The 16,097-nt window shown below is 55.9% G+C and carries 13 protein-coding genes; 3 read left to right on the top strand and 10 right to left on the bottom strand.

What is annotated here, in order from left to right; all coding sequences use genetic code 11:
- Window positions 1-23 precede the first annotated feature (23 nt).
- Window positions 24-962, bottom strand: a complete 939-nt coding sequence (mdh, locus tag SK58_RS04485) for a malate dehydrogenase (RefSeq protein WP_003860429.1) — start codon at window positions 960-962, stop codon at window positions 24-26.
- A gap of 397 nt (window positions 963-1,359) precedes the next feature.
- Here mdh and argR point away from each other — a divergent pair, with 397 nt between their 5' ends.
- Window positions 1,360-1,830 (top strand): transcriptional regulator ArgR, encoded by a 471-nt coding sequence (gene argR / locus SK58_RS04480; RefSeq protein WP_003860428.1) that lies wholly within the window; start codon window positions 1,360-1,362, stop codon window positions 1,828-1,830.
- Between the two features lie 378 nt (window positions 1,831-2,208).
- Window positions 2,209-2,472, top strand: a complete 264-nt coding sequence (yhcN, locus tag SK58_RS04475; RefSeq protein WP_023304501.1) for a peroxide/acid stress response protein YhcN — start codon at window positions 2,209-2,211, stop codon at window positions 2,470-2,472.
- 59 nt (window positions 2,473-2,531) lie between these two features.
- On the opposite strand, the gene SK58_RS04470 is transcribed toward yhcN, so the two are convergent.
- From SK58_RS04470 to aaeX, 5 genes are all read right to left on the bottom strand, one after another.
- On the bottom strand, window positions 2,532-2,804 hold the full coding sequence (locus SK58_RS04470; protein ID WP_048219430.1) for a barstar family protein: 273 nt from the start codon (window positions 2,802-2,804) through the stop codon (window positions 2,532-2,534).
- Window positions 2,805-2,849: 45 nt separating this feature from the next.
- A complete protein-coding gene (locus tag SK58_RS04465) occupies window positions 2,850-4,304 on the bottom strand; it encodes an NAD-dependent succinate-semialdehyde dehydrogenase (protein ID WP_017382714.1) in 1,455 nt (484 codons plus the stop codon).
- Window positions 4,305-4,390: 86 nt separating this feature from the next.
- The gene (aaeB, locus tag SK58_RS04460) at window positions 4,391-6,358 is read right to left on the bottom strand and encodes a p-hydroxybenzoic acid efflux pump subunit AaeB (RefSeq protein ID WP_003860418.1); all 1,968 of its coding nucleotides are present in this window, start codon (window positions 6,356-6,358) and stop codon (window positions 4,391-4,393) included.
- A 5-nt stretch (window positions 6,359-6,363) separates the two neighbouring features.
- Window positions 6,364-7,296, bottom strand: a complete 933-nt coding sequence (aaeA, locus tag SK58_RS04455) for a p-hydroxybenzoic acid efflux pump subunit AaeA (protein WP_017382713.1) — start codon at window positions 7,294-7,296, stop codon at window positions 6,364-6,366.
- 7 nt (window positions 7,297-7,303) lie between these two features.
- A complete protein-coding gene (aaeX, locus tag SK58_RS04450) occupies window positions 7,304-7,507 on the bottom strand; it encodes a p-hydroxybenzoic acid efflux pump operon protein AaeX (protein WP_003860416.1) in 204 nt (67 codons plus the stop codon).
- Window positions 7,508-7,686: 179 nt separating this feature from the next.
- On the opposite strand from aaeX, the gene aaeR reads away from it, so the two are divergent.
- The gene (aaeR, locus tag SK58_RS04445) at window positions 7,687-8,613 is read left to right on the top strand and encodes an HTH-type transcriptional activator AaeR (protein WP_017382712.1); all 927 of its coding nucleotides are present in this window, start codon (window positions 7,687-7,689) and stop codon (window positions 8,611-8,613) included.
- A 49-nt stretch (window positions 8,614-8,662) separates the two neighbouring features.
- Here aaeR and tldD read toward each other — a convergent pair whose 3' ends face one another.
- The 4 genes from tldD to SK58_RS04425 form a co-directional block, all read right to left on the bottom strand.
- A complete protein-coding gene (gene tldD, locus SK58_RS04440) occupies window positions 8,663-10,108 on the bottom strand; it encodes a metalloprotease TldD (RefSeq protein WP_015572010.1) in 1,446 nt (481 codons plus the stop codon).
- A gap of 83 nt (window positions 10,109-10,191) precedes the next feature.
- On the bottom strand, window positions 10,192-13,998 hold the full coding sequence (gene yhdP, locus SK58_RS04435) for an AsmA2 domain-containing protein YhdP (RefSeq protein ID WP_048219428.1): 3,807 nt from the start codon (window positions 13,996-13,998) through the stop codon (window positions 10,192-10,194).
- A 42-nt stretch (window positions 13,999-14,040) separates the two neighbouring features.
- Window positions 14,041-15,510, bottom strand: a complete 1,470-nt coding sequence (gene rng, locus SK58_RS04430; RefSeq protein ID WP_003860405.1) for a ribonuclease G — start codon at window positions 15,508-15,510, stop codon at window positions 14,041-14,043.
- A complete protein-coding gene (locus SK58_RS04425; RefSeq protein ID WP_003860403.1) occupies window positions 15,500-16,093 on the bottom strand; it encodes a Maf family protein in 594 nt (197 codons plus the stop codon). The genes rng and SK58_RS04425 overlap by 11 nt, the downstream gene beginning before the upstream one ends.
- Window positions 16,094-16,097: the final 4 nt, after the last annotated feature.

Genomic DNA, 16,097 nt, shown 5'->3' with positions numbered 1-16,097 from the left:
CCGTTTTTTTTACCGGGATAAGATCACTTGTTAACGAATTCTTCGCCCAGCGTAATGTCTTTCTTCAGCGTATCCAGCATGCCTTCCATCGCGTTTTGCTCAAACGCGCTCAGCGTGCCGATAGACTTACGCTCTTCAACACCGTTTTTACCCAGCAGCAGCGGCTGAGAGAAGAAGCGCGCGTGTTCACCGTCGCCTTCAACATAGGCGCATTCAACAACGCCTTTTTCGCCCTGCAACGCGCGAACCAGAGACAGGCCGAAACGTGCCGCCGCCTGGCCCATAGACAGGGTTGCAGAACCGCCACCCGCCTTCGCTTCCACCACTTCGGTGCCTGCGTTCTGAATACGTTTGGTCAGATCAGCCACTTCCTGCTCGGTGAAACTCACGCCCGGGATCTGCGACAGCAGAGGCAGGATGGTCACGCCAGAGTGACCGCCGATAACCGGCACTTCCACTTCCGTTGGCTGCTTGCCTTTCAGCTCAGCCACGAAGGTATTGGAGCGGATGATATCCAGCGTAGTTACGCCGAACAGTTTGTTCTTGTCGTAAACGCCCGCTTTCTTCAGCACTTCTGCTGCGATAGCAACGGTGGTGTTCACCGGGTTGGTGATGATCCCGATGCACGCTTTCGGGCAGGTTTCAGCAATCTGCTGAACCAGGTTTTTCACGATGCCCGCGTTGACGTTGAACAGGTCTGAACGATCCATACCCGGTTTACGCGCAACACCCGCGGAGATCAGCACCACGTCGGCACCCTGCAACGCAGGACGCGCATCTTCACCGGAGAAGCCTTTGATTTTCACAGCTGTCGGGATGTGGCTCAGGTCAACCGCCACACCTGGGGTTACCGGAGCAATATCGTACAGGGAGAGTTCTGAGCCTGAAGGCAGTTGGGTTTTCAGTAGTAGGGCAAGCGCCTGGCCGATACCACCAGCAGCGCCGAGGACTGCGACTTTCATCCTAAACTCCTTATTATGGTTAACTTAAGTATCTGTAACTCCGTTGCGGCGACCATAATTCAGCACGTCATTAATTACAATTTTCATCGCTAAAGAATTTGAGGTCGCACGTCTTTCGCCTTCACCTGAATACTATCGGGATGCAGGCAACAACGAATTAAGAGGGGGTTACAATACACCCTGCCACGCCACCAAAACAACATCATTTTGATAACATTTAATTTACTTTTAAGCTTATTTGCGCGGCGTGACCCAGGCATGTTTTCCGATAACGAAATCTGATAAAATCTCTCCCTTTCATAACATTATTTCAGCCTGGTGCCAGGTAGATAATTTGCATAAAAATTCATCCACATGCATAATAATGTTGTTTCTATCGTCATATTCCGGGTGACTTATGCGAAGCTCGTCTAAGCAAGAAGAATTAGTGAAGGCGTTTAAAGCGCTACTCAAAGAAGAGAAATTCAGTTCTCAGGGAGAAATTGTTCAGGCGTTGCAGGAACAAGGCTTCGACAACATCAACCAGTCGAAGGTCTCTCGCATGTTAACCAAGTTTGGTGCGGTGCGTACGCGCAACGCCAAAATGGAAATGGTTTATTGCCTGCCTGCTGAACTTGGCGTGCCAACGACCTCCAGCCCGCTGAAAAACCTGGTTCTGGACATCGACTATAACGATGCCGTGGTCGTGATCCACACCAGCCCGGGCGCAGCCCAGCTGATTGCCCGCCTGCTGGACTCGCTGGGTAAAGCAGAGGGGATCCTCGGGACCATCGCCGGCGATGACACCATTTTTACCACCCCGGCAAATGGTTTCTCGGTGAAAGACCTCTACGAAGCGATTCTGGTCCTGTTCGAACAGGAGCTGTAATTGTCTGCCCCGTAGCGCCTGGCTGCGGGGATCATTCTGCTCTTTCCGCGTTTTACCCTGCTTTTGTCTGCCTGCTACTTTTGCAAATAGTGCTTTTTACCGCCTGTTAACATTCATTCAGTGAATGGTCTGCCGCAAAATCGCACTAAAAATCAAATTGTCCTATCCCTTTGATTTATTCAAGAAAAAACCACAAACCTCGCATTGTGCTGCCCTTTTTTATGCATTCTCGTTATAAAAAATGAATTTTTTAACGCGTAATAACAGACGAAACCATTAGTCTGGTATTAATTTTTTGCGTGATTAGTGTATACTTGATTTTGTGATGAGGGTCACAGAACAAAGACCCCAGTAAAATAATTGACGAGGTAAATAATCATGAAAATTAAAACCACTGTAGCTGCCCTGAGCGTACTGTCAGTCCTGTCATTCGGTGCGTTTGCAGCCGACACCATTAATGCTGAACAGGCACAATCCCGTCAGGCTATCGGGACTGTTTCTGTTGGCGCCATCGGTACGTCTCCGATGGACATGCACGACATGCTGAACAAAAAAGCGGAAGAACAGGGTGCGTCATCCTATCGCATCATCGAAGCGCGCAGTGGCGACCACTGGCACGCTACCGCAGAACTGTACAAATAAACCCTCGTCGTATCTCATCATACGACTTGCCCCTGACCTCCCGGTCAGGGGCTTTTTTATCACTGGCGCACGTTGAAACGCAGTTGCCCTTCCAGCTCCTCCTCCGCTTCATCAAACAATAAAATCAATGCGCCAAAGCGTCTGCGTAGTTTTTCAGGCAGATGGGTAAATTCGATTTCCAGCGGTAACGGCAGACGATCGCCGGTAACCACATCCCACAGCATATCAAGATTGCCTACGCTGCCCCGCTCCAGGTCGAACGCCCGAATAAACTCGCGATAGAAGTCTTCCTGACTCTCAATTTCGTCAAAATCAAAGGTATAAATTTTCATTGCCAGCCACCCGGTACAGGCGGGCGGCAAATGCCGCCCTGTCTATTATAATCCCCCGATATGCAGGGTTTTGACTTCCAGAAACTCCTCCAGCCCCAGCACGGACCCTTCGCGGCCCAGCCCGGACTCTTTTACGCCCCCAAACGGACCCAGTTCGGTCGAGACAGCACATTCGTTAATTCCGATCATGCCGCTCTCAATGGCCTGCGAGACGCGGAACACGCGCGAGAGATTCTGGGTATAAAAGTAGGCTGCCAGCCCGTAAGGCGTATTGTTAGCGCGCATAACCACTTCGTCTTCCGACGTGAAGCGGAAGCAGGCGGCAACGGGACCAAAGGTCTCCTCTTCTGCCAGCTTCATGCCTTCATGGCAGTCACCGAGTACGGTTGGCATCCAGAAGTTGCCGCCAAGTTCGTGCGGTTTACCCCCAGCCAGCACCGTGGCGCCCTTCGCTACCGCATCTTCGACGTGCTCACGGACTTTTTCGACAGCCGAAGGCTCAATCAGCGGGCCGACAACGACGCCCTCGTCCAGACCGTTCCCCACCTTCAGCGCCTTCACCGCATCGGCAAGTTGATTGACAAACTTGTCATAGACCGTCTCCTGAATATAGAAACGGTTTACGCTGACGCAGACCTGCCCAGCGTTACGGAACTTATTGGCGATCGCGCCTTTGACGGCGGCCTCAATATCCGCGTCCTCGAAAACGATATATGGCGCATTACCGCCCAGCTCCATCGATACCTTTTTCATGGTCTCTGCGGAATTGCGAACCAGCGTTTTCCCGACGGCGGTTGATCCGGTAAACGAGATTTTGCGCACGTCATGGCTGGCCATAATGGCGTCACTAATTTCTGAGGTGCTCCCCGCGACCGCATTCAGCACACCATCCGGCACACCGGCCTGCTTCGCCAGCGTCAGCAGCGCAAAGGCGCTCAGCGGCGTGTTGTTTGCAGGCTTGATGACGCCGGTACATCCTGCTGCCAGCGCCGGGCCGAGCTTACGGGTGAGCATGGCCATCGGGAAATTCCATGGCGTGATAGCAGCAACCACCCCGACAGGTTCACGAGTGGCCAGAATACGGGAGCCGGGTTTAACCGGAGGAATAATTTCACCGTTGGCGCGCTTGGCCTGCTCGGCAAACCACTGAATGAAGCTGGCAGCGTAGTCCACCTCACCTTCAGCCTCTTTCAGCGGCTTGCCCTGCTCGGTGGTCATCAGCCGCCCGAGCCAGCTTTTATTCTCGATAATCAGTTCATACCAGCGATAGAGGATCGTGGAGCGCTCTTTTGCCGTTTTTGCGCGCCATGCGGGAAAGGCCTTCGTCGCGGCCGCAATGGCCTCTTCGGTTTCGGCTTTCCCTGCTTTCGCCACTTTCGCGACCACCTCGCCCGTGGCCGGGTTTAGCACATCAAACGTGGTGTCGAGTGTTTTCCAGATACCGTTGACCAGATACCCGGTCTGAAAAAGAATACTGTCCTGAAGAGCCTGGGTTGTCATGTGTCCTCCCTTCCTGAATGTTTGAACCTGCAAGAATAAGTATAGCCACAAAAAAACCGACGCTTTTGGCGTCGGTTTTCTCTTCGTTAGCTGTCTGTCAGCGCATTCTGGTAGCGGTGCAGCATAAACACCAGCCGCTCTACCGGCTCGGTAACCTGCGGCGGCGCTTCCCAGATCCGCAGTTTCTCCTGGTAGATATCCAGCTCCTCCAGCAGTTGCTTAAAGTAGCGGCGACGTTTGTCATCACTCGATGCCGATATCACATGGTCCGCCGTTCGCCGTAGCTGGCGGTGGAAAGCGGACAAATCATCGTTGATCGGCACTGGCGCGTTCCGCAGACGCTGGTGCGCGATAATCATGGTTAACGCCAGGCGGAAGCGGGCGACATCGCCCGGGAATTTATTCAGCAACAGGAACAGCTGTTGATAGAGCGCCGGCAGGTGGTTCTCCTTACGCCGCGCGGTGTTGGTAGTCAATGACGATACGGCGGCCGACACAAACTGATTCAGCAGCACACGCCCTGTCCGCGCCTGAGAGTTATCCCGCACCAGCAGGATCACCATCATCGCCAGGAAACAGCCCACCAGCTGACCTAATGCGCTATCCAGGAACTGGCTGAAATGGAAGGTCATCGGGTTATCCAGCACGATGATGTTAATCGTGCTCGCCAGCGCACCCAACGATCCCAGACGGCGTTTTTGTACCTCAATCCCGATAAAGAACGCCATCACCGCCAGGCTGATGCAGAGCAAAAGCATGCTTTGCTGCGTCGAGGGGATAATCACCAGGAAGTAGAGCGCGCCAATGGGTAACGCCGCAATGGTGCCGTACAGAAAATCGATCGCGACCATGCGCGGGTTGGGCAGACGCATCGCCAGCGCGGTGACGACGGCAATCATCACCATCGCGCCGCTGCCGGACGTCCAGCCGGTCCACAGCCAGAACAGCGTGCCGAGTATACAGGCCAGGGTGGTACGCCAGAAGTTAACCATCGCATGGTGGCGCTCGGCGGACTCCGGTTTGATCACCACTTCGCCCTGCAATACCTCTTCTTCCGCCGCACTGATTTTGGTGTTGCTAATCACGCCGCGTTTCAGGAGCAGGTAGCGCGTTGCGGCGCCAACCCAGGTATAAATGGTGACTGGCGTATCCCGTTCTCCTGTCCAGGCAATCACACGACGCATGCGTTTAAGCTGTCGATGCACGTCCTGCACCGTCTCCACGGGCTCATCAAACAGTTCGCGGAAAGTATCCGTTACCACTTCGGGGCGGGTGTTCTGAATCAGGTAGGTTTCACACGCCTGGGTGATCAGCGTTAACGAGACGGTATTGATCGCTTTCAGACGACGATTGGCCCGCTCCCAGCGGGAAGACTCCATGTTGAGATTACTGCGCATCCCTTCCAGCGCCTGCGTGCGGCGCACCAGCGCGCTCCAGGCCTTGTCGACCTCTTCGCTGTCGCCGTGCTTAATGCACAGCTGCATAAGCTGGTACTGAGCAACAATCAGCGCGTCCAGCTCACGATCGACTTCCTGCTTGATGGATCGCGGAGAGAAGAGCAGATCTGCGACAATCGCGCAGACGATACCAATGACAATCTCGCTACAACGTTCCACGGCGAACTGCGGAGCAAGCAGCGGTTCACTCTGAATGGTGATGATAATAATCAGCGCGGTATACCCCGCCAGACCCCAGGCGTACGAGTTCTCCACCTTCACCAGCGAAGAGACCCAGGTGCAAAAACCCGCCCAGATACAGCACACAATCAGCATCAGCAGCGGCGTGCGGATCATCAGGATGATAATGGTCAGGGCGGCGATACAGCCGATAAAGGTGCCGATAATACGCAGCATCCCGCGATAGCGAATTGCCCCGGAGTAAGGTTCGCCACCCGCCGCGAAGGCTGGACCGGCGGCGACGATCGCGGCGGTCAGAACGGCCCAGCGCGGCGTTTCAAGCTGGAAATGGAAGCCAACAAACAGCGCCAGCACAATGGCGCATGCCAGCTTCACGGCGAAGCGGATGTGCTGGCTGGCGATGGAAAAAATGCCCATAGCGATCAACCAAACTCGCGCAGGCGATGGGCGATTTGACGGAAGATAGAATCCTGGCTGGCATCACGGTCTTTTTCACCCGTGATCACCACCGTCGCGGTGGTGCCTGCGGGCCAGAGGTTGCTCTGCTGCTCATCCAGACGAATGCGTACCGGTACGCGCTGCGCCAGGCGAACCCACTCGAGGTTAGAATCGACGGTCGCCATCCCTTTTGTATCATTGGTACTGCTGGAGTTGGTCACCCCCGCGGCCACGCTGTCCACGGTTCCCTTCAGGACCCGGTTGCTGCCGAGCGGCGTGATTTCGGCGCGATAGCCCGGACGCACGCCTTCCAGCTTGGTCTCTTCCATATAGGCGAGGACGTAGAAGGAGTTCTGTTTCACCAGCGCCACGGCAGTTGAGCCGCGCGTGATAAACTCACCCGCATAGACGTTGAGGTTGGTCACCCAGCCATCGGACGGGGCGCGGATAACGGTACGTTCCAGATCGAGCTTCGCCAGATCGCGCGTCGCCTGCGCTTTTGCCAGCTGATGCAGCACGGTTTGCAGCACGTTATTAGACTGGTCAATCTCTTCCCGGGACATAGCCTGGATGCCCAGCTTGTTACGGCGTCCTGCTTCACGGCGTTTTTCAGCGGCCAGCGCGTTGTAATACGCCACGTCGGCTTCCGCTTCTTCCAACGCTTTTTGATAGCGCGGCTGGTCGATAGTGAACAGCACCTGATCTTTTTTCACCAGTTGGTTATCGTGGACGTTGACCGCCGTAATGAGACCGGCGACATCGGGCGCTATCGCGACCACCTCCGCGCTGAAACGCGCATCGCGCGTCCACGGGGATTCGGTGTAATAAACCCAGGCGCGAAAAATAGCGATGAACGCCAGGATGACCAGCGCCATAGTGATGGCAGTGCGGGAGATTTTTCTTGTTAGCGTTTTCACATCAACCTCAGACAAACATGCGCGATATTAAATAGAACAGGCAGCAATACAGCGCGGTATTGAACAATGCAGGATGCCAGACGAAATCATAAATCCCGGTAGGGACCAGCACCTTGCGCACCAGCCAGAAGATCGCCAGTGATAAAAGAAGCTCGAAAAATATCGGTGGGAACGACAAACCGAACACCACGATAACGGGAAACAGACTCATGTTGACCTTGATTAAAGAGAGTGCAGGTTACTGGATTTTTAAGCTCGCGCCGCCGCAGGAGAGCAAGAATTGCCGGGCGAGAGTGGCGCAGCCGTTATGTAATTAATAATATATTAACGTAACTGTTATGCTGTTATCTATCATATGTGATCTAAATCACTTTTAAGCCAGAGTGAATAATGGAACGTCTAAAACGCATGTCCGTCTTTGCGAAAGTGGTTGAGCAAGGCTCTTTTACCGCCGCAGCACGTCAGCTACAAATGAGCGTCTCATCCATTAGCCAGACAGTGTCAAAACTGGAAGATGAGCTCCAGGTGAAGCTGCTCAACCGCAGCACCCGCAGCATCGGGCTGACGGAAGCGGGTAAAATTTACTATCAGGGCTGCCGTCGAATGCTGCATGAGGTGCAGGATGTTCACGAGCAGCTCTATGCCTTTAACAACACGCCTATCGGCACGCTGCGTATCGGTTGTTCTTCAACTATGGCACAAAATGTCCTCGCTGCCATGACGGCGGAAATGCTTAAAGAGTATCCCGGTTTAACCGTTAATCTGGTAACGGGCATTCCGGCACCGGATCTGATTGCCGATGGGTTAGACGTGGTGATCCGCGTTGGCGCGTTGCAGGACTCGAGCCTGTTCTCGCGTCGACTGGGCAGCATGCCGATGGTGGTCTGCGCTTCGAAAAGCTATCTGGCACAGTATGGCGTGCCGGAAAAACCTGCCGACCTGAGCAACCACTCGTGGCTGGAATACAGCGTTCGGCCAGATAACGAATTTGAACTGATCGCGCCGGAAGGGCTTTCCACTAAACTGCTGCCTGAAGGCCGCTTCGTGACCAACGATCCGATGACCATCTCACGCTGGCTGGTGGCCGGGGCCGGGATCGCCTACGTACCGCTGATGTGGGTGATCAACGAGATCAACAGCGGCGTGCTGGAGATCCTCTTCCCGCGCTACCAGTCCGATCCGCGTCCGGTGTACGCGCTCTATACCGAAAAGGACAAGCTGCCTCTCAAAGTACAGGTGTGTATTAACTATCTGACCGAGTATTTTGTCGAAGTGGCGGAGCTGTTTCAGGGCATGCGAGGTAGAAGGAAAGAGTAGGCTTTTCCCCTCTCCCCGTTGGGGAGAGGGTTAGAGTGCGGGGGAAAATTTACGCCGTGCCGCCCACCGTCAGATTATCCACTTTCAGCGTAGGCTGACCGACGCCCACAGGCAGGCTCTGGCCCTCTTTGCCGCAAACGCCCACGCCGTTATCCAGTTTCAGGTCGTTACCGACCATGGAAATCTGCTGCATGGCCTCAATGCCGGAGCCAATCAGGGTTGCGCCCTTCACCGCTTTGGTCACTTTGCCCTTCTCAATTAGATACGCCTCTGAGGTAGAGAAGACAAATTTGCCGGAGGTGATATCCACCTGACCGCCGCCAAAGTTTGGCGCGAAGATACCGTAATCAACGGATTCGATAATCTCCTGCGGCGTGGACTGGCCCGGCAGCATGTAAGTATTGGTCATGCGCGGCATCGGCAGATGTGCGTAGGATTCACGACGGCCGTTACCCGTCGGCGCAACGCCCATCAGGCGCGCGTTAAGCTTGTCCTGCATGTAGCCTTTCAGTACGCCATTTTCGATCAGCACGTTGTACTGACCCGGCGTACCTTCATCGTCGACAGAAATCGAGCCGCGACGGTCGAGCATGGTGCCATCATCCACCACGGTACACAGTTCGGAGGAGACAAGCTGCCCCATCTGACCGCTGAATACGGACGTCCCGCGACGGTTGAAATCACCTTCCAGGCCGTGACCGACCGCTTCGTGCAGCAGCACGCCCGGCCAGCCTGCGCCCAGTACCACCGGCAACGTACCGGCGGGTGCAGCCACGGCAGAAAGATTAACCAGCGCCATGCGCACGGCTTCTTTTGCCCATGCATCTGCGCGGGCTTCGCCGTCAACATCGCCCAGGAACCAGTCATAGCCAAAACGACCGCCGCCACCGCTTGAGCCGCGCTCGCGCTTGCCGTCGTCTTCAACCTGAACGCTAATAGAAAGACGCACCAGCGGACGCACGTCGGCGGCCAGCGTACCGTCCGTCGCCGCCACCAGAATCAGTTCATAAACCCCGGTCAGGCTGGCAGAGACTTCCTGCACGCGTTTATCCGCCGCGCGAGCCACTTTGTCCACGCGACGCAGGATGTCCAGCTTCTCCTCGCGGCTCATGCTTTGCAGCGGGTCGATGCTGGTATAGAGCGCAGCGTGCTGCACTTCACCCAGCGTTTTCACCCGTCCGTCGCCCGTATCGCGCACAATGGTTCGCGCCGCCTGCGCGCTCTGCTCCAGCGCGGCCAGGCTTATCTGGTCTGCATAGGCAAAACCGGTTTTTTCGCCGCTGACGGCGCGCACGCCGACGCCCTGGTCAATGTTATAAGAGCCATCTTTAATGATGCTGTCTTCTAAAACCCAGGATTCGTGATAGCTCGACTGGAAATAGAGATCGCCGTAGTCGAGGCGGCGTTCGGTCAGTTGACCAAGAATGGAGAACAGGTCCTGATGGCTCAGGCCGTTCGCTGCGAGCAAATGTTCACTTACCAGGTTCAGACTCATCTATTGCTACTCGTTCGTTGCCGCCAGTGGCGGTATAAAGATCGTATTTATTGAGAGTGAGGCAATTACCTGCCCACGTCAAATCATTGCTGTGCTTCTTTGCGCGGCTGGCGCAGCACCTCATTAATCTGTGGTTTATCAACCGGCCCGGTAATGCGATAGCGCAGAATCGAGACTTTGCTCCAGAGCGGCCCCAGCACTTTACTGGCCGCAAACACCGCCGCCCCGACAATAGGATTGACCACAAAGGCTGCCGCAACGCCCACGCTTGCGGAAATCTCCGGCGCCACCACGGCTTCCATATCCAGCTCGCGGCGCACGAGATCCACTGACCCTTTCATCGCGATATCCGCTTCCAGGCCGTCCACCAGCGTGTCGTCGGTGTGCAGAACGCCGTCTTTGATCCACGCCGTGCTGCGAATGGAATCGTAGTAGAAACCTTCGCTGAAGGTGTCGCTAAAGTCGAAGCGCAGCTTGCGCAGCAGCGCGTCAAAACTCAGCAGACGCAGGATCTGCCCGGCGCGCCCCGTGCTCACATCGGCAATCTCCCCCTTACCGAAGTGGGTTTTCAGGATGCCGTTAAGCGAAGCTTCATCGGGTGTCCATGGCGCTGCGCGCCAGTGCAGATCGTAATTCACATCGAAGGACGATCCGCGAAGCGGCGTGCTAATGCCGAAGAAGTTAGCTGCGGCGTCCAGCTTGTTGCCTTTAATATCGCCTTTCAGCGAGGTGCGCTGTTCACCCGGTTTGTTCACCCATTCGCCAGCGGCAGTCATGCGGCCAAAGCCGGTATCCACCAGCCCACCAGAGAGGCTCAGCGTATTGCCCTGAATAGCAAAATCACCGTCGATACGGCCATATTTTTGCCCCCACAGCCAGCACTCCGCACAGCGCAACTGGAGATCGGGCCAGCCGCTGAAATCCACGCGCGACGTCCCACTGCCACTGACAGGAGAAGCGCTTGTCGACTCTGCTTTAGACGCCGTAAAGGTCGGATTGTAATAGAGATAACGGATAGCCGCCTGCCATGGCGCGTGATCGCGCATGGTCAACGAACCGTTAATCTCACGCCCCTGCGCCTCGACCTTTGAGCCGTTTACCGTCGGCCGGGAGACAATACTCAGGTTGTTCCACTGCTGCCCGCCCAGCGTCAGCGCAGGCGTGCGCAAGGTAATGGACTGCGGGAACTGCGCCGTTTGGTCGACGTTTTGCCCGACACCTTTCTGGAACAGTGCCAGCCACTCTGCGCCATCCATCGGCGGGAGATTCAGTTCAACGCCCGCCTGCTCCGGCAGCGGCGGCGTGGTACGGCTGTCCGTCGTCCAGATCGCTCTGTCGAGCGTCAGCTTGCGGTTAAGCAGCCAGCGGCTGTTGAAGTGGTTTGTTCCACCAGCGTTTCCGGTTAAATCGAAGCTGTTAAGGTTGCCCGCAACCTTAACATTGACGGGCAATGCTTCACCGCTTTTCTTATTCAGCGGCGCGGGAAGTTGGCTGCTGAGGTTTTTCAGATCGCCCGTAATGTCGACGTTATAGCGCGCACCGGCATGATAAGGCAGGTCGATGGCGACCTTGCCATTCCATGACACCGCGCCGTCCACCGCATTCTCAATCGGCTTCGGCAGAACATCCATGCGTGACGGCTGCCAGTTCGCGTCCATATTGACCGCCACCTGGTAGGCTTTATCGCCCTCGGTGGTGGAGAAATCGATATTGACGGGTTGATTGAACCAGGTCGCTTTCAGCGGCTCACTTTCCAGCGTGCCGTTAACAAAGCTGAACTGACCGCTGAGGTTGTTCAGCGTGCTGTCCAGCGGCTTGATATAGAGGCTGTTGTTATTAAGGCGAACGTCGCCTTTGGCGGTGGTCATTTCACCGTCCAGCGGGATATCCAGATGTAAGCGAGCATTCACATCGCCATCTAATTGCAACTGCTGAAGGGTGGCTGCCAGGGAGTCATTCAGCGGCGTATCTTCAAAGTACGGACCAACCGCTTTACCCGGCCCCTTAATATCCGCATCAATCAGCAGTTTCTCTTTGGAGTAATCCGGGATGTTTGCCGTCAGGTTGCTTGCCGTTACGCCGCCCAGCGCAACGCTGTCCGTCTTCATCCACAAGCCGTCATTCAGAAAGTTGAGTTCAATATCCAGATTCTTCAGCGCCGGCCAGTCCGGCTGGAAGGCATAGGTGGCGTTGCGTAGCGGCACCAGAACCTGGAACTGGCCTTCGTTGTGCTTATACGGGAACAGGTGCGGGTTGCCGCCGTAGACCAGCGTGGCGTTATCCGCCTGGCCGCCCTGAATGGCGCCGCTGAGATAGTCCACCAGCGCTTTCCCCATCAGGTTTTCCGGGAAGTAGCGCCACGCCTGAGAACCGTCATCCGTGCTGATGCCCGCCAGAATACCCAGCCACGGCTCATCGCCTTCAGGCTGTAGATAACGGAAATTACCGCGCGCATGGACCGCTTTGGCTTTCACATCGATATCGCGGCCATCGAGCTGAAAACCTTTGTCATTCTTCAGCCAGTTGAGGGTGGCATTTCCCTTTTCGATCTCCAGTGGCGCACGGAAGACCGTTTCGTACGGCATTTTCGCGTCCTGCATTTCTGCCGTCAGCCTGCCGTTTTCCACGCTTCCTTCCAGTTTACCGCTGAAGTGTTCAGCACCCGGCAGCAGTTTCCACTGTTTCCAGGCGAGATTTTTCCATGCCGCCTGAAAACGCGTCTTTTCCGTGGCCTGGAGCGGAATATCCAGCGCCAGCCGGTTTATCTGCCCGCTCGGCTGCGTCGCCAGCCAGATTTCGCCCAGCTCCGGGGAGAGTTTTGCGGCCATTGAACGCAGCCCTTCGATCGCCGTCAGATCCAGGTTACTGGCGCGGATACGCAGCTCGTCGCTGCGTTTACCGTTTATCCCGCCGACGTCCTGCTCCGGCATCCACGCCAGCGTCAGCGCGCCGCGCGGCCAGGGTTTGTTATCCATGGAGATGCGCGTATCCGGAATAGCGAACTGCCAGCCGCCTTTATCCTGCGTCACGTGTGCGGTGAGGTTATCGACGGAAAGTTGATGCTGATGGTTTTCCCCTTTCCAGCTCGCGCCCCCCTGCTTAAGCCAGATATCGCCGCTGGCGAACGTCCCGTTCGTCAGGGTCATCCAGCCTTCCAGGCTGAAGCGCGCGGTCTCCAGCTGCATGTTCTGCTGTAGCCACTCACCGAGCCACGGCTTCACGTCCACGTCGTCCGCCTGTAGCCACACCCTGCCGTTGTTCAGCAAGCCATTGTCGTCACGCAGATCCATCCGCACCTGCATAACGCCGTGCTGCCCGTTCAGGCTGGAGAGATTCACCTGCCCCTCGGCGCGGTGGCGATCTTTCCCGTTTAACCAGGTCAGCTGTGGGATCGCCAGCTCAGCGCGCTGGCCGGAAAGAGTAATAAAGCTCACTTCGCTGTCGCGCAGATCGAAATGATCGAACTGCCGCAGGAACAGATCGCTGATACGGCTGGTTTCCAGCCCCCGATCGCTGTCGCCGCTTCGCAGCGGCGTGTTAGTCATCAGCTGAAGTTGCCAGAAGGTGAGATCGCGAAACTGCCAGCGCAGATGCAGCAGGCTTTGCCAGATATCCAGCGCCAGGGTGACGCGTTTGATTTTGAGGTGGCCGCCATCTTTCAGGCCGGCGCTGATATCCCGGGCATCTAGCGTCGGGCCAAAGTTCTGCCAGCTTGCCTCGATATGACTCACGTCCACCGGCAGGCCGGTGGCGGATTCGATTTTTGCCAGGATCTGCGGACGCCAGCTGTCCAGATGCGGCAAGGCGAGACGCAGCCCGCTCACGAGCAACGCGACAATCACGACCAGCGTTGCCCCTGTAAGCAGTAAAATCCCCGGCAATCGCCTCACGCGTCTCTCCTTGTCAGCCTTAAATCTCGCAGCGAACTGCGTTTACATCATGACGACGTCAAACTGCTCCTGGTTATAGAGCGGCTCAATTTGCACTTTTACCTGTTTGCCGACAAAGATTTCCACTTCTGCCAGCGCGTGCGACTCTTCCCCTTTCAGGGCCTCCGCCACCGCAGGGGAAGCATAGACCAGAAAACGGTCTGAGTCGTAGGCATGATGGACACGGACAATCTCACGCATGATCTCGTAGCAGACCGTCTCCACCGTCTTTACCGTTCCGCGTCCATGGCAGGTTGGACACTCATTACACAGGACATGTTCCACGCTTTCGCGGGTCCGTTTCCGGGTCATTTCCACCAGACCGAGCTGCGAGAAGCCATTGATGCTGGTTTTCACGCGGTCCTTACTCAGCGCCTGCTCCAGAGAGTGCAGCACGCGACGGCGGTGATCTTCATTGTTCATATCGATAAAGTCGATGATGATAATGCCGCCCAGATTACGCAGACGAAGCTGACGCGCGATGGCCTGCGTCGCTTCTATGTTGGTGTTGAAGATGGTGTCATCGAGGTTGCGATGGCCGACAAACGCGCCGGTGTTGATGTCGACGGTGGTCATCGCTTCGGTTTGATCGATGATCAGATAGCCACCCGATTTCAGCTCAACCTTACGCTCCAGCGCACGCTGGATTTCGTTTTCAACGTCATAGAGGTCAAATATTGGCTGGCGTCCGGTGTAATGCTCCAGCAGACCCGGCATTTCCGGGATGTACTCGGCGGTGAACTCCAGTAAGGCTTCATACGTCAGACGGGAGTCCACGCGGATGCGGTCAAGCTGGGCGTCGGCGAAATCACGTAATACGCGCTGAGCGAGCGCCAGCTCACCGTACAGCCTGTAGCGGGTCTGGTTGCGTTTTTTACGCTCCATCACTTTGGTCCAGACGCGCTTCAGGTAGGCCGCATCCGAGGCCAGATCTTCTTCGCTGATCCCTTCCGCCGCGGTACGGATAATAAACCCGCCCTGCTCGTCGCAGTAGGCGCTGACCACCTTTTTCAGGCGCTCACGCTCGCTTTCGCTCTCAATACGCTGTGACACGCCGACGTGCGACGCCCCCGGCATAAAGACCAGATAGCGTGAAGGCAGGGTGATGTCGGTGGTCAGACGCGCGCCTTTGGTGCCAAGCGGATCTTTTACCACCTGTACCATCAGATCCTGGCCCTGACGCACCAGCTCAGAGATGTCGCGCACGGCAAACTGCTTTTGCTCTTCGCCTGCCACACATTCGGTGTGCGGCATGATATCGGAGGCATGTAAAAACGCCGCCTTATCGAGCCCAATATCTACAAAAGCCGCCTGCATACCCGGCAGGACACGACTGACACGACCTTTGTAGATATTGCCTACGATTCCGCGTCGCGCTTCACGCTCAATATGAATTTCCTGGAGAATGCCACCATCAATGTAGGCCACACGGGTTTCCGATGGCGTTACGTTTACCAACAATTCAGCCGTCATAATTATCCCTTCCCTCACGCAGTGAGTTAAAATTGCTCAGCAACTCATACGTTTCCACCAGCGGTAAGCCGACTACGGCGTGATAGCTGCCATTTATCTTCCTGACAAAACAGCCACCCAACCCTTGAATACCGTATGCACCTGCTTTATCCATAGGTTCACCGCTGGCGATATAGCCGGCGATCTCCTCGTCGGTGAGGACTCTGAACGTCACTTCCGTTACCACAAGGCAATCCAGAACGTACTGGCTATCTGCCAGCGCTACCGCCGTCATCACCTGATGGGTTTGTCCGGACATATTACGCAGCATCCGCGCCGCATGGTCTGCGTCGCGGGGTTTCTCAAGCACCTCACCATTGAGAATAACGATGGTATCCGCACCCAGCACCGGTAAGTCACGCGGCACGCATGCCACGCCCGCCTGCGCTTTTTCACGCGCCAGACGAGAGACATACTGCTGAGCGCTTTCACCCTCAGCACGTTTTTCTTCGATACCGGTAACGATGCGTTCGAAGGAGACACCCAACTGCGCGAGCAGTTCCTGGCGACGCGGAGAACCGGAGGCAAGATACAAAGACGTCATAGAA

The sequence above is a fragment of the Enterobacter sp. BIDMC93 genome (genome assembly GCF_001037805.1).
Classification (GTDB): Bacteria; Pseudomonadota; Gammaproteobacteria; order Enterobacterales; family Enterobacteriaceae; genus Enterobacter; species Enterobacter hormaechei_C.
Note: the sequence above shows the minus strand (reverse complement) of the source record. Positions and strands in the feature narration are given on the sequence as shown.

Bases quoted from the DNA above. Each gene is read 5' to 3' on its own strand.
- yhcN (WP_023304501.1), top strand. From the start codon at position 2,209: ATGAAAATTAAAACCACTGTAGCTGCCCTGAGCGTACTGTCAGTCCTG.
- aaeB (WP_003860418.1), bottom strand. From the start codon at position 6,358: ATGGGCATTTTTTCCATCGCCAGCCAGCACATCCGCTTCGCCGTGAAG.
- aaeX (WP_003860416.1), bottom strand. From the start codon at position 7,507: ATGAGTCTGTTTCCCGTTATCGTGGTGTTCGGTTTGTCGTTCCCACCG.
- argR (WP_003860428.1), top strand. From the start codon at position 1,360: ATGCGAAGCTCGTCTAAGCAAGAAGAATTAGTGAAGGCGTTTAAAGCG.
- SK58_RS04465 (WP_017382714.1), bottom strand. From the start codon at position 4,304: ATGACAACCCAGGCTCTTCAGGACAGTATTCTTTTTCAGACCGGGTAT.
- tldD (WP_015572010.1), bottom strand. From the start codon at position 10,108: ATGAGTCTGAACCTGGTAAGTGAACATTTGCTCGCAGCGAACGGCCTG.
- mdh (WP_003860429.1), bottom strand. From the start codon at position 962: ATGAAAGTCGCAGTCCTCGGCGCTGCTGGTGGTATCGGCCAGGCGCTT.
- SK58_RS04425 (WP_003860403.1), bottom strand. From the start codon at position 16,093: ATGACGTCTTTGTATCTTGCCTCCGGTTCTCCGCGTCGCCAGGAACTG.
- aaeR (WP_017382712.1), top strand. From the start codon at position 7,687: ATGGAACGTCTAAAACGCATGTCCGTCTTTGCGAAAGTGGTTGAGCAA.
- SK58_RS04470 (WP_048219430.1), bottom strand. From the start codon at position 2,804: ATGAAAATTTATACCTTTGATTTTGACGAAATTGAGAGTCAGGAAGAC.
- rng (WP_003860405.1), bottom strand. From the start codon at position 15,510: ATGACGGCTGAATTGTTGGTAAACGTAACGCCATCGGAAACCCGTGTG.